Below are 13,816 nucleotides of genomic sequence, written 5' to 3'. Positions count from 1 at the left end.
CTCAGGCGTCCGTCCCGGCGCCCGAGCGGCTTCTGTTGACGATCGTCGCGGCGATCGTGTTGACGACGAGGGTGATGAGGAAGAGCACGAAGCCCGCCGCCAGCAGCGCGGACAGCTGGCTGGAGCTGGCGTCACCGAACCGGCCCGCGATCAGCGCGGAGACGGTGTTGCCGCCGATCTCGAGGATGCGCGGCTTGACCTCGAACGACGGCGAGAGGATCAGCAGCACCGCGATGGTCTCGCCGAGTGCGCGGCCGAGGCCGAGCATCGCGCCACCGATGATGCCGCCGCGACCGAAGGGCAGCACGACGGAGCGGACCATCCCCCAGCGCGTCGCGCCGAGCGCGAGCGCCGCCTCCTTCTCACCCTGCGGCGTCTGCGAGAACACCTGGCGCATCACGGCGCAGGCCATCGGCAGCACCATCATCGCGACGGCGATGCCGGCGACGAACATGCTGAAGCTGTAGCGGGAGAGCATCGGGACCCCGGCGTTCGGGTCGGCGTCCTTGACCTGGAAGAACGGGATGAAGCCGAGGTTGCGGTCGAGCCACATCGCGAGGCCGGCGGCGTGCTCCATGATCAGGTAGGAGCCCCAGAGGCCCCAGATGATGGAGGGGACGGCGGCCATCAGGTCGACCAGGGAGACCAGCACCGAACGCATCCGGGCCGGGGCGTACTCACTGATGTAGAGCGCCGTGATCAGCGCCAGCGGGAACGCGATCGACATCGCGACCATCGCCACCAGGACCGTGCCGGTGAGCACCGCGGCGATGCCGACGACGTCGGCCTCCGGCTGCCAGGCGGCCTCGGTGAAGAAGCCGAAGCCGTAGTGCCGCAGGGTCGGCAGCGCCTGCCAGCCGAGGAAGACGCCGACGCCGCCGGTGATGACGAGCACCACCGACCCGACGACGCGGATCGAGGAAACGAACACCTTGTCCGCGCCGGTGGCCTTCCGCGAGATCTTTCGCGGGTGGACCTCGGCGGCGGACGCGTCCTGGATGGGGAGGGTCGTCACCTGGAACTCTCTGGCGAGGCGCTCGTGAGAGCGCGCGGGCAAACGCCAGAAGTGTCAGGAGAGCACCGAAACGAACGGCCGTTGAAGGGTGAACGACGAGCGAACAGCAGCGGCTGCTTTCGCCAACTTCACCGGCCGCACGTTTTCGCCTAGTCCGAACGGGTCATGCTCGGCCGCCGGAGCGCTGCCATCCGGGCCAGGGAACGCCGGTGACGGTCGTTCAACTGCCGTTCGGCTGCCGCCCGGCCACCCGCAGCCCGCTACCCGGTGGTTGCCGTGGTTTCGAGGCACGGGCCCGGGGGCCCTCGCAACCACCACCCGAACCGGCTACCCGAGCTCAGCGGCCGAGCGCAGGATGCAGAACTCGTTGCCCTCCGGGTCGGCGAGCACGACCCAGCCGGAGCCGGGTCCGTACTTCCCGCGGAGGTCGTCGACGACGGTCGCGCCGTGGGCGACCAGCGTCTCGAGCTCCTCGTCGCGCGTGGCCGAGCGCGGGCGCAGGTCGAGGTGCAGGCGGTTCTTGACCGACTTGTCGTCAGGGACCTCGATGAAGAGCAGCTGCTGACCGGTCTCGGGGTCGCGGATCATGCACTCCTCGTGGCCCGGGAGGTTCGGGTCCCCGTCGATGTCGACGTAGCCGAGCACCGGCTTCCACCACTCGGAGAGCTCGTAGGCGTTGCGGCAGTCGACGGTCACGTGCGAGATGAAGGCGGTCATCCCGCCAGCCTCGCGCAGCGCCGGTGCGGGCTCAAACCCTTATCCGAACCGCCCGTTGACGTAGTCGGCCGTGCGCTGGTCGATCGGGTCGTCGAACATCGCCTGGGTCTCGCCGTGCTCCACGATGACGCCCGGGGTGCCCTGGGCGGCCAGGAAGAACGCGCACCGGTCGGAGACCCGGCGCGCCTGCTGCATGTTGTGGGTGACGATGATGATCGTGACGTCGCGGGCGATCTCGGTGATCGTGTCCTCGACCACCCGGGTCGAGGTGGGGTCCAGGGCCGAGCAGGGCTCGTCCATCAGCAGCACGTCAGGCCGCACGGCGAGCGACCGCGCGATGCAGAGCCGCTGCTGCTGACCGCCCGAGAGGGCCGAGCCCGGCTGCTTGAGGCGGTCCTTGACCTCCTCCCACAGCCCGGCCCGGCGCAGGCTCTCCTCGACCAGCGCGTCCCGGTCCGACCGGGAGACCCGAGTGCCGGTCAGCTTGAGGCCGGCCAGCACGTTGTCCTCGATCGACATCGCCGGGAACGGGTTGGGCTTCTGGAAGACCATGCCGATCGACTTGCGGGCGTCGGTCAGCCGCCGCTCGGGGTGGTAGATGTCGACCCCGTCGAGCCGCACCTCCCCCGCCAGCGCCGCCCCCGGCACCAGCTCGTGCATCCGGTTGAGGATCCGCAGGAACGTCGACTTGCCGCAGCCGGACGGGCCGATCAGCGCGGTCACCTGGCCCGCCGGCATGTCGAGCGAGACGCGGTCGAGCACCTTGCGCCGACCGAACCACGCCGACACGGCGTCGGCCTCGAGACCGTGGGTCGTCGGTGGCGCCTGGTCCGCCGGCGCCACCGGGTCGATCACGATCGTCGGGTCGTCGGTCAGCGCGGCACTCACTTGACGACCTTCAGCTTCACCACGGCGGCCGTCGCTGCGGACACCAGCGTCGATCCGGCGTACGTCGCGTGGATCTGGTGCGTGCCCTTCTTCAGCTTCGGCAGCGTGATCACGACCTTGCCACCCTTGAGGGTGCCGGTCCCGATCTTCTTCTTGCCGTCGAAGACGGTGACCTTGCCGGTCGGGACCGTGCCGGTGGCGGTGGCGGTCACCGTGAGCTTGCCCTTCGCGCTCGCCTTCACCTTGGCCGGTGTCAGCTTGTTGGTCAGCTTGGCGGTGGCCTTCGCGACCTTGAGCGTGCCGGCGCTCGAGTCGGAGCCCGCGACGTCGGCGTTGCCGGCGTAGGTGGCCCGCACCGACGGGCTGCCCGGCTTGAGGGCGGTCGCGCCGAGCTTGATCGTGGCGGTGCCGCCGGCCAGGGTCCCTGTGCCGACCGTGGCGCCGCCGGAGGTGATGGTGACCGTTCCCGTCGGCGTGCCCGCCGACGCGGCGACGGTGACCTTGACCGAGGCCGCGGTCCCGTACGTCGCGGACGCCGGCCAGGTCGCCGTGGTCGTCGAGGTCGCCTTGGCCACCGTGACGCTCGCGGTGCCGGTGGAGCCGGCGTACGTGTCGGTGTCGGTCGGCGTGAAGACGGCGGAGTAGGTGTGGGCGCCGGCCCTGCTCACCACCGTGGTGGTCGAGGCCGCACCGGCCGAGACGGCCACCGGCGAGCCGAGGGCGGTGGTCCCGTCCTTGAACTGGACGCTGCCGGGCACGCCGGCGCTGACCGTGGCGCTCAGGGTCGCCGTGTCTCCGACCTTCGGGCTGGACGGGGCGACCACCAGCGAGGTCGAGGTCGCCTCGCCACCGACGCCCGCGACGTGCCAGGTGTTGCCGTCCACGACGATGTCGACCACGTCGTACGCCGAGGTCGCGCTCTGCCCCACGGCGGTGGTCCGCAGCCGGAGCTCGTAGACGCCCTGGTAGCCCGTGGTCGTCGCCGTGTTCGGGTAGCCGGCGGCGTACTGCGGGAGGGTGGTGTCCGCGGCGGAGAGCGCGACGACGGGGAGGCCGGTGTCGATCGAGCTCGGCAGGGTCGCGGCGACGAAGTCGGTGCTGCCGGTCAGCTGCAGGCCGGACCACGAGCCGACGGGGTTGTTGCCGTCACGCGGCGTGTAGGCGAAGAGCGTGGCGAACTTGTCGCCGCTCCGCAGCGCGGTCGAGCCCGCGACGAAGGCCGCGATCGGGCCGTCGTCGAGGGTGCCCGAGGTGATCTCGGCACCGTTCGCGGCGTGGAGGGTGAGGACGCCCACGGCGTTCGGGTCCTTCAGCGCACCGCTCTGCCACGGCGGCGGCGTGGCGGCGCCGGCGGGGCCGCCGACTGCCAGGACGAGGCTGGTGGTGGCGGCCACGGTGACGGCCGTCAGGCCTGCCAGGACGCTGGTCGATCGCTTGGTCACGGTCTTCCTCTCGCACGGAGCGGTTCGGGTGGAGCTGGAGTTCACGGAGTGGTGGGGGCGCAGCTGGCGGTGCCGGGTTCGACGGCGCGCCAGGACGTCCCGTCGACCTGGAGGTCGACGGCGTCGTACTGCTGGCTCGCGACCTGCTGCCCGGGAGCAGCGAGGTAGAGCCGGAGCTGCACCCAGCCGTCGTACGTCGCGGGGTAGCCGGCCAGGAACTGCGAGAGGGTGGTGTCCCCCTCGGCGAGGGTGACCTCGGGCGCCGCCGGGTCGTCGTACGACGTCGGGGCGGTGAGCTGGAGCCCGCTCCACTCCGACGGCGCCAGTCCCTCGCGGGGCTGGTAGGCGAAGAGGGCAGCGGTCCGGCCCTCGGCGGCGTAGGCCTGCGTGGCAGCGGTCGCACCGACCACGGAGGCGGCCAGGAGCGGGTCCTCGGTCGAGCCCTCGGTCAGGGCCTTGCCGTCCGCGCCGCAGAGCGTCAGCCGCCCGCTCGAGGCGGGATCGGCGTACGGCGCCTCGGCGGGAGACCGGGTCAGCCAGACCGCGAGAACCACGGCCACCGCCACCACTGCCGCGACGAGCGCGATGGCGACACCTCGGCGCCCGATCCGCGACGACCGGGTGCGGGTCGGCGTCGGTTCGGCGTCGGCACGCTGCTGGGCCGAGTCGAGGGTGCTGCTCACGTCGGGTTCTCCTGTTCGGTGGTGGCGGTGGCCGGTCGAGACCGGCCGGACGGGGGTGCACCGTCCGGCCGGCCGCGTTCATCAGCCCGTCGTCGTGTTGGCGTGGTCCGCGTAGAGCGGGGTCAGGCCGATCGACTGGATGATCGCCTTGCCGGCGGCACTGGCCACGAACGGCGGCGTGACGTCCGGGTCCGGGTCGGCCGGGTCGTAGTCCGGGTTGTAGAAGAGCGTCTCGACCCAGTTGAGCGTGCTGCCGGGCTGCCACGGAGTGCTGCTGTTGACGTCCGACTCGCGGAAGACGATGTAGTACGGGATGTCTGCGATGAAGTTCGAACCACCCGTCTGGAGCTTGATGCCCGCGTTGGAGAGCGCGGCCGACGGGCTGTCGGAGTTGTAGACCGGCGCCGGGTCGCGGAAGTAGCCCGCGCCCAGCAGCTCGTAGCGGCCCTTCGGGAACGGCACGATCGCGTTCTTGCGGGTGGCGTCCGGGAGCGCGGTGATCGTGGTCGGGTCGTTCTGCTGGACCTTCTGGACCGCCCCACCCAGGGTGATGGCGGCACCGCCGTTGGCCGCCTTGAGAGCGTTGAGGAAGATCGTCTGCACCCCGGCGCCGTCCTGCGGCAGCAGCGGCACGATCGTCTCGCCGGTGTGGGCGCCCGGCGTCACGCCGGCGGCGACGTCACCCCAGGTGGTCCAGGTCCCGGAGTAGATCTTCACCAGGTCGGCGGTGGTGAGGTCGGCCGGCGCGTTGGTCGTGGTCGCGGTCGCGATGTACTGCTTGTCGTCGGCGAACTGGATCGTGTGGAGCGGGCGGGTGGGCGTCGACTGCGCCGAGGTCGGCTTGTTCGGGCTGCGCACGAAGCTGATGCGGCCGCCGTTGGTGGGGTTGCCGTCGGCGACCAGAGCGTTGAGCCCGGCGCCTCCGCCGTTCGGCCGCTGCACCGGGGAGGTGCCGGCCCGCAGGACGATCGTCGGGTTGAGCTTGACCGAGGTGCCCAGCGCCGGGTCGGTGAAGGCGTTGCGCCCGTTGCCGTCCGCGGTAGCACTGAAGCTGATCAGCCGGTTCTTGTTGCCCGCGGTGTTGTAGCCGGGCAGGGACCCACCGGACCAGGAGTAGCCGTCCCCGAGGAAGTCGACGGAGTTCTGGATGATGTCGGAGCCCACGCCGACGACGTCGGTCGCGGTCGGTGCCGGGTCCGCCTGGGAGGGCATGGCCGCAGCCAGGGCGCCGGCCGAGACGACCCCTGCGACGGTGATGGCGACGGCTGTCCGTCTCTTCGACATGTGTGGAGCCTTTCCTGGGACGTGAGGGGCAGGTCGGAATTTAGACCTTTTTTGTACTTACTTACTAGATTTTGAAGAATTAAAGATCCGTGTCGGCCAGGTGGTCTGGTCCGGTCGCCCGGACCGGCCCGTCAGACCAGGTTGGGGAGCAGCCGGCTCGCGGCGGACGAGACCAGCCAGAGAGCAGCCAGGACCACCGGCACGCCCGCCACCCAGGCGGCCAGCGGGGTCCACCGGTGCCGCGCCCAGGCGACCACGAGGACCGCCGCGACGAGGACCTCGAGGGCCAGCACCAGCACGGCCAGGGTCGTGAAGCCGGCGTCGTGGGCGAAGGGCGACCCGTTCGGGTCGATCGCCGCGACCGCGCCCGCCGGCTGTGCGTCACCCGTCAGCGTCGCATCGACGTACACCGACCGCGAAGGTCCGAGGCCGGCCAGCCGACCCTCCCCTGCGGCGGTCACCAGCGTGAGCCGGCCCTGCCCGTCGGCGAGGGCGGGTGGGACCGGATCGCCCTTGCGGCGTACGCCGCTCACCTCGTAGCGGAACGTCCCCTGGACGGTCGTGACCTCGACCGGGTCGCCCACCCGGAGCTGGGGCACGTCCTTGAACGGCCCGCCGAAGGACAGCGCCCGGCCCATCAGCACGCTCACCCCGGCCTGGCCCGGCAGCACGCTGCCCTGCTGGTGACCGGGCCCCTGCTGCAGGACCGCCGGGGTCGTGCCCTCCACGACGACGAGGTCGTGCACCCCGGCGTCCGGCACCGACACCAGCGCCACCGGCGCACCGAGCGCGATCGGCGCCCCCGCGGGCGCCTCGCCGAGCGCGAGCTCGGTGCGCAGCTGCGCGTAGAGCCGGTGCTGGGCGTGCCCCTGCTGGAAACCGCTGAGGAGGAAGAGGTAGGCCAGCGCCCAGACCGTCACCAGGCCGAGCACGATCATCGTCTGACCCAGGGCGACCTCGCTGAACCCGCGCGCCGGGCGGGGCAGCTGCGCGGTGTCGGTCGGCAGGTCGCGGACGGCGGTCGGCCGCGGCCGCTCCGGGGCGGGCGCGGTCATCGCCGCACCCGTCGGCCGCCGGAGCGGACCCGTCGGGCCAGCGCGGGCCCGGCGGTCCGGCCGAGCTGGACGGCGCGCCCGGTGAACCGCAGGCTCAACCCGGCCACCCCCACGACGAGGCCGGCCAGGAGGACCACCGGCAGCCCGATCCCGCCGAACGACGACTCGGCGCCGACCGTGCGGATGACGTCGGTCTCCGCCGGCTTCGGGGTCGCACCCTTGCCCGGCTTGCCCGCGCTGGGCGATCCCCCGGTCGCCGGCGGCGTCAGCGGAGTCGTCGTGCCGGGTCCGACGGGCGAGGTGGTCGTCGGGTCGTCGGTGGGCTCGCCGGTCGGGCTGGGCGTCGGGTCCGGGTCGTCCGGCACCAGCTTCGGGACCTCACCCTTCTGGTCGAGCACGGCGGCGGCGGCCCGGTGGGTGTACGCCGCGAGCGCCGACAGCCCGTTGGCCTCGGTGAGCGGCAGCGCGCCCGGGGGCAGCTGGCCGTTGCCGGTGCCCGCCTGCTGGCCGCTGGTGGCGGCGTACTCGAGGAGCTGCGCGGCCCGCTTGGCCGTCGCCTTGTCGAGCCCGGTGGTCGGCACGTCGGCGTACACCGGCAGCGCGCCCGGGTAGGCCGCGGCGCCCGCCGTCTCGTGGAGCTGGGCGTAGTCGAGGTCCCAGGTCCCGGACTCCTCGTCGGGCTTCAGCAGCGCACCGGCCGCCTTCAGCCCGGCGTCGTCGGCCGCGACGAAGGTCCGCCCCGCTGCGTCCGCGACCTTGTCGCTCGCCGACACGTCCGAGGTCGTCTGCAGCGACGCCGTACGCAGGCTGTAGCGGTACGCCGCCGTCAGCGGCACGACGCCGAGCACGAACCGGTTGCCCGGCTGCTGCCGGCCCTGGGTGCGCAGCCGTAGCGTGGTGACGTCGCTGGAGTCGCCGTTCGGGCACGCGATGTTGACGTTCGACATCGAGTACTGGATGTTCTGCACGACGTTCTGCACGAACCCGGTCGGGTTGGCGATGAGGCCGAGGTAGGGGCTCGGGCTGTAGCTGTAGCAGGGGTTCACCTTGGCGTCGATGATCGACTGGGGCAGCACGAACTCGTCCAGCTGCGGCCACGACGACACGGGCAGGTCGATGCGCAGGTAGTTTGGGTTGACGACCATCCCCCACGGGTCGGGCACGCCGTCCAGCCACTTGCGTGCCTCCGGGTCGGCGTCGATGTAGCTCGTCAGCGCCGCCGTCATGTCGGTCTCGGTCGAGAGCGTCATGATCGTCGAGGCGGCCTCGACGGCGTCGTACTGCGGCAGACCGGGGTTGAGCGCGATGAACTCGGGGTCCTTGGTGATGTTCATCGGGTTCCTGGCCAGCGCCGGGTAGTTGTCGCCCACCAACGAGTTGGCCGGATAGGACTGCGTCAGCAGCTTGGCGAGCAACCGCGCGTCGAGGTTGAGCGTCTTCGCCGGTCTCCCGGTCGAGTCGTCGACGTTGTAGGCGACCGCGAAGCCCGTGAAGGCGACGGGCGCCTGGACCACTGGCTTCCCGAAGCCGCCGTCCGGAGCCCGGCTGCTGAGCACCATGGACGCGGTGCCCGCCGTGATCAGGTTGCGGGCCGCCGTGTCCGCCGCCTGCACGTGCACGAACGGCCGGAGCCGGTCGTCGGTGCAGAACTTCGGCGTCCACTGGGCGCTGATGTCCGAGAACAGCACCGAGCCGTACGCCGTGAGCGGCGCGTCCGAGTTGAGGACCGAGCACACGCTGGAGGAGACCGCGAACGTCAGCGGGACCGTGATCCGGTTGCGCCAGTTGGAGGGCGCCCACCACAGGGAGCCGGAGACGGCCAGGTTGGAGTCGGTGCCGGTCGTCGCGATCTGGCCGGGCTGGTAGACGTCGGGGGCGCGGCACAGGGTGTCGGCACGCGCGCCCGCAGCCGCGGTCGGCCGGGACTCCTCGGGCAGCTTGGTGCCGAAGCCGTCGCAGCTGACGCCCATCACCGGCACGGCGACCAGCGAGCACGGGACCTCGCTTGAGCAGCCGAGGGAGGCGTTCTCGTCGGCGGTGAAGACGGTGAACTGCTCGGAGCCCTTGCCGTCGCTGCCGGTGATCCCGTACGTCGTGTTGCTCGGCAGCCCGGACCCGTCGACGTTGGCCGACTCGGGGGCCATGCCCGCGCAGCCGGCGGAGCCGCCGGCGTACGTCGTGCCGTCGACGGCGTCGAACGGGAGCCAGCGCTCGGAGCGGGCGGCGCCGAAGCAGAGCTCGGGCCGCGGGTCCGGCGCCCCGACCGCGGACCCGCGAGCGTCGGTGTCCGCGTAGGCGTCAGCGCGCCACACCGGCCAGGCCGACGAGCTGCGCTGGAAGCGCTCGGCCCAGGTCTGGGTCCAGCAGGTCTCGGGCCGGACGGCGTTGTCGCCCGAGGCCGTGCCGCGGCACTGGAGGAGGACGAACGGGTACTCCTCACCGGCGCCGGCGGCCGAGTTGACGTCGGCGACCGTGCCCCCCGTCGGGTGCGCGCCCGACCACGACACCGTCACCTGCTGGCGCCCGCGCAGGTTGGTCGTCTGCGAGACGTCCATGGACACCGTGCGCTGGTCGAGCGTCGTCGACGTCCCGTCCTCGGCGATGGCGTCGCGGGTGGCCGTGACCCGGTAGGTCCCCGCGGACTCGGCGGGCGCCATCGACAGCGGCACGAGCAGGCCGGCCACCAGCAGCCCGACCGCGGTGAGCCCAGCACCGGCGTACGCGAGGCGTCGTCGCAGCGTCATCGGGCTCCCCCGCCCGAGCGCCGGGACAGCAGTCGGCTCACGACCGCGGGCAGCACGACCGCCAGGGTCAGCAGGCCGATGACGAGCACGGTCAGGGTGCTGGTCGGCCCGCTGCTGCTACCGGCCGCGAGCGTGGTCGGGACGATGTCGCCGCCCGCCGTGGCCGGGTCGTCGGAGCTGCCCGTCGTGCCGGTCCCGCCCAGGCCGAGGTCCGACTGCACCCCGCCCGTGCCACCGGTGTCGGCACCGCCGGACGCACCGGTCCCCCCGCCGCCGCCCGTGCCGCCGCTTCCGGCGCCGTTGCCGCCCGTCGCGCCGCTGCCGGGCTGCGGCTGGTTGTTCTTGTCGTCGGTCGGGTTGTCACCGTTGTAGGCGCCGACCCCGGCGACGCACGGGTCCGCGCCGACCTTGTCGCACGCGGGCGGGTTCGGGGCGATCTGCGCCAGGTGGTTCACGTTGGGCTTGCCCGCGATGAAGGTGGGGTTGTGGCAGGTGCTGACGTCGCGCTGCGTCAGGTCGACCTTGCTGTCGGCGGTCTTGAGCTTGCCGATCTGGTCGAAGCCTGCGGTCACCAGGTTGACCGGCAGCGACGAGTAGCCGATCGGCCCGATCTCGGCCTGGCCCTGGCAGATGGAGAAGTAGAGGAAGTCCGCCAGCGTCTGGCGCTTCGCCGTCGTCATCCGCGAGTCGTCGGACGCGGTGGGGATGATCGCGTAGACGTACGACGAGAGCGGGTAGGTCCGCTTGTCCGGGTTGACGTAGACCTGGTCGAGGTTCTGGGTCAGGTACGTCGAGGAGCTCGGGTCGTTGTCGATGACCGCCTTGGTGAGCGCGACCGCCACGTTGTACTGCGTCGGCAGCGTGTAGTAGCCCGCCTGGTTGAGCACCTTGATCGCCGGGAAGTCGGCGAGCAGCGGGTAGGAGTACTCCTCGATCCCGATCGAGCCGTTGGCCCCGGCGCTCTTGATGAAGTTCATGACGCCGTCGGAGCCCGCCTGCGCCTTCTGGTTGCCGGTGGACTTGCCGCAGTTCAGCGGGAAGTACTCGGTCTCGACGGTCTTGCCGCCGTTGCACGGCCCCCAGATGTCGGGGTACTGCTTCGCGAGGTAGCGAGTGAACTGGTTGGTGACACCGGCACCCTCGGAGTGCACGACCGGGATGATCGGGATCGACGGCAGCGCCTTGCCGTTGTTGTCGGAGGTGATCTGCGCGTCGTTCCAGTTGGTGATCTGGCTGGTGAAGATCTTGGCGATCGTCTCCCCCGACAGCCGGATGTTGCGGACCAGCTTGCCGGCGACCTCGACGTGGTAGGGGAACGACGTGCCGCCCGCCGCGATCGGGAGGTAGGCGTAGGACCGGCCGCGCGGGCTGTCCTCCTGGCCGGTCGTCGGGTCCGCTCCCCGGAACGGGATGTCGGAGACGCCGAAGTCGTTGGACCGGTTGGCGTAGTCCTTGCGGCCCTGCGCCGCGCCGTTGGCGGTGAAGACCACCTGCATGCCCTGGTTGGCGACGTCCGCGACCCACTGGTTGATCGCGTTGGCGGCCCAGCTCGAGCCCGAGCCCTGGATCAGCGCGTGCGTCGCCGCGGCACCGACCGCGGGCGCCGTCGCCGTGGGGACGAGCAGCGCGACGCCGAGCGCCGCTGCGGCGACGACCGCTCGGGTCACGCGAGAACGGAGCTTCATCGGACAGGCCTCCTGCGGGCGACGAGACGGGCGAAGACGAAGAGGATCAGCACGATCAGGAGCAGCACGGTCGCGGCGGCGTACCCCCGCTGCTCGAAGGCGGGCTGACCCGAGGCGACGGCGTTGTAGATGAAGAGCGGCAGCGAGTTCATCGGATTGGTCGTCGGGTCGGTGTTGAGGAAGGTCGAGGCGCCCGACGTCAGGATCAGCGGCGAGGTCTCGCCGACCATCCGGGCGATGCCGAGGATGAGCGCCGTCGCCAGGCCCGGACGGGCTGTCGGCAGCACGACCTTCCACACGGTCTGGAGACGTCCGGCACCGAGGGCGTACGACGCCTCGCGCAGCCCGCCGGGCACGACCCGGAGGACGACGTCGCTGGCCCGCGCCATGATCGGGAGGCCCATCACGGCCAGCGCCAGCGCCGCGGCCAGGCCGCTGCTGGGCAGTCCGAGCCCGACGATCAGCGCCGAGTAGATGAACAGGCCGGCGACGATGGAGGGCAGCGCGGTCATCGCCTCGATGATCGTGCGGACGAAGCGGGCCCCGCGGCCACCGACCTCGGACATGTAGACGGCGGCCGTGACACCGAGGGGCAGCGCGATCGCGACCGCGATCGCGACCTCGATGAGGGTGCCGACGATCGCGTGCAGGATGCCACCGCTGGAGAACGGGTCGGAGGGTCGGACACCGGCCATGTCGGTCGTGTAGAAGTTCCAGTGCACGAGCGCCGGGAGGCCCTTCGCGACCGTGACGATCACGGTGCAGAGCAGGGCGGCGCCGACCAGCGTCGGCGCCGCGACCACGAAGCAGGTCGCCACCCGGTCGGCGACGACGGTCCACGGACGCGTCAACGCGGTCAGCCCGGCGTAGTAGAGGACGAAGACCGCGAACCAGCTGACGACGAAGCCGATCTTGCCCTCCACCGGCAGGATCTGCGTGTAGAGCAGCCAGGTGGTCGCGAGCGAGGCGAACCCCGCGGCGACCAGGGTGATCGTGTCCTCGCGGGTCCGGCCGGTGACGGGACGCGGCAGGTCGGCGGGAACCGGGACAGCAGGCGGCTGGACGACGTCGTCGGCCCGGCGCTCGACGGCGCGGAGGCCGCCGGCCGGCAGGTTGTCGGCGGACACGGCGGTCACAGCTCGGTCCCCGCTCCGCTGCGGCCGCGCGCGACGATCTGCGCGGCGATCGTGTTGGTCACCAGGGTGATGACGAAGAGCAGGAAGCCGGCGGTGAGCAGCGCGGAGAGCTGCGCCGGCGTCGCCTCCTTGTAGCCGATCGCGATCATCGACGAGATCGTCGACGTGCCCGACTCCAGCGGGTTGACCTTGAGCTGGAAGGTCTGGCTGATGATGAGGACGACCGAGATCGTCTCCCCGAGCGCGCGGCCGAGCGCCAGCATGGTGCCGCCGACGATGCCGCTGCGGCCGAACGGGATGACGACCGTGCGCACCATCGACCAGCGGGTGGCGCCGAGGGCGATGGCCGCCTCCTTCTCGCCGGCCGGCGCCTCGGAGAAGACCTCGCGCATCACCGAGGTCGCCATCGGGAAGATCATCATCGAGACCGCGATCGCGGCGATGAACGCCGATCCCTGGTAGGCCGGGTAGCCCGGCGCCTGGTTCCAGATCGGGTAGTCGACGTCCGTGTGCACCTTGAAGATCGGGATCCAGCCGAGGTACTTGCTCAGGAAGTGCGCCACGTGGGTGGCGTGCGGCTGGATGAACAGGAGCACCCACAGCCCGAAGACGATGCCGGGCACGGCCGCCATCAGGTCGATCGCCCGCACCAGCGAGTTCTTCATCCGGGCCGGCGCCCAGTCGGTGACGAAGAGCGCGGTCAGCAGCGAGAGCGGGAACGCGATGATCAGCGCGATCGCCGCCACCTGGAGGGTGCCGAGCAGGACGGCGGAGATGCCGACGATGTCCTGGCTGGGCAGCCACCGCGACTCCGTGAAGAACGACCAGCCGTAGTGGCTGAACGTCGGCCTCGCCTGGAGCCCGAGGAACAGCCCGATCGAGGACACGATGACCAGCACGAAGAGCCCGGTGACGCGGACGCCGTGCACGAACAGCCGGTCCTGGAGCGAGTGCCGGGCTGTCAACCGCCGCGGGACGTCCTCGACCTCGACCGGGTCGGCCACGGACGTCGCCACCCCACCCTCACCTGACATCTGCGTCCTTCTCACGACGTGACCGCACCACGCCGCCAGGAGGGACGACGCGCTTTCAGGCGACGGTTGCACCCATTGCCATGAATCCCGAGAAGATTACTCGACTATAGGCATATACGTGCCGTTCCGGCCG

The 13,816-nt window shown here is 71.4% G+C and carries 11 protein-coding genes; all 11 read right to left on the bottom strand.

From position 1 onward, the window contains the following. Position 1 precedes the first annotated feature (1 nt). The gene (gene pstC, locus ASC77_RS11165) at positions 2 to 1,015 is read right to left on the bottom strand and encodes a phosphate ABC transporter permease subunit PstC (RefSeq protein ID WP_156391032.1); all 1,014 of its coding nucleotides are present in this window, start codon (positions 1,013 to 1,015) and stop codon (positions 2 to 4) included. A gap of 327 nt (positions 1,016 to 1,342) precedes the next feature. Beyond that, the gene (locus ASC77_RS11160; protein ID WP_056152255.1) at positions 1,343 to 1,732 is read right to left on the bottom strand and encodes a VOC family protein; all 390 of its coding nucleotides are present in this window, start codon (positions 1,730 to 1,732) and stop codon (positions 1,343 to 1,345) included. 39 nt (positions 1,733 to 1,771) lie between these two features. Then, entirely contained in the window at positions 1,772 to 2,575 is an 804-nt protein-coding gene (locus ASC77_RS11155) for a phosphate ABC transporter ATP-binding protein (protein WP_414813182.1), read from the bottom strand. Between the two features lie 41 nt (positions 2,576 to 2,616). Beyond that, positions 2,617 to 4,062 carry an Ig-like domain-containing protein gene (locus ASC77_RS11150; RefSeq protein ID WP_056152252.1) on the bottom strand — a complete coding sequence of 482 codons (1,446 nt, stop codon included), beginning with the start codon at positions 4,060 to 4,062 and terminating at the stop codon, positions 2,617 to 2,619. Between the two features lie 41 nt (positions 4,063 to 4,103). After that, positions 4,104 to 4,745, bottom strand: coding sequence for a hypothetical protein (locus ASC77_RS26995; protein ID WP_056152250.1), 642 nt, complete (start codon positions 4,743 to 4,745; stop codon positions 4,104 to 4,106). A gap of 81 nt (positions 4,746 to 4,826) precedes the next feature. After that, positions 4,827 to 6,029 carry a substrate-binding domain-containing protein gene (locus ASC77_RS11140; protein ID WP_056152247.1) on the bottom strand — a complete coding sequence of 401 codons (1,203 nt, stop codon included), beginning with the start codon at positions 6,027 to 6,029 and terminating at the stop codon, positions 4,827 to 4,829. Between the two features lie 131 nt (positions 6,030 to 6,160). Beyond that, the gene (locus tag ASC77_RS11135) at positions 6,161 to 7,084 is read right to left on the bottom strand and encodes a sortase (RefSeq protein ID WP_056152244.1); all 924 of its coding nucleotides are present in this window, start codon (positions 7,082 to 7,084) and stop codon (positions 6,161 to 6,163) included. Beyond that, on the bottom strand, positions 7,081 to 9,828 hold the full coding sequence (locus tag ASC77_RS11130) for a hypothetical protein (protein WP_056152243.1): 2,748 nt from the start codon (positions 9,826 to 9,828) through the stop codon (positions 7,081 to 7,083). Before ASC77_RS11130 ends, ASC77_RS11135 begins: the two co-directional genes overlap by 4 nt. Further along, positions 9,825 to 11,513 carry a substrate-binding domain-containing protein gene (locus tag ASC77_RS11125; protein WP_082574635.1) on the bottom strand — a complete coding sequence of 563 codons (1,689 nt, stop codon included), beginning with the start codon at positions 11,511 to 11,513 and terminating at the stop codon, positions 9,825 to 9,827. Before ASC77_RS11125 ends, ASC77_RS11130 begins: the two co-directional genes overlap by 4 nt. Then, complete coding sequence (gene pstA, locus ASC77_RS11120) at positions 11,510 to 12,649, bottom strand: phosphate ABC transporter permease PstA (protein WP_235547589.1); 1,140 nt, start codon at positions 12,647 to 12,649, stop codon at positions 11,510 to 11,512. The genes ASC77_RS11125 and pstA overlap by 4 nt, the downstream gene beginning before the upstream one ends. Then, positions 12,646 to 13,683 carry a phosphate ABC transporter permease subunit PstC gene (gene pstC / locus ASC77_RS11115; RefSeq protein WP_056152237.1) on the bottom strand — a complete coding sequence of 346 codons (1,038 nt, stop codon included), beginning with the start codon at positions 13,681 to 13,683 and terminating at the stop codon, positions 12,646 to 12,648. Before pstC (ASC77_RS11115) ends, pstA begins: the two co-directional genes overlap by 4 nt. Between the last annotated feature and the right edge of the window lie 133 nt (positions 13,684 to 13,816).

The organism is Nocardioides sp. Root1257 (assembly GCF_001425175.1).
Lineage (GTDB): Bacteria > Actinomycetota > Actinomycetes > Propionibacteriales > Nocardioidaceae > Nocardioides.
The sequence above is the reverse complement of the archived record's forward strand: the minus strand, read 5'-3'. Positions and strand labels throughout refer to the sequence as shown.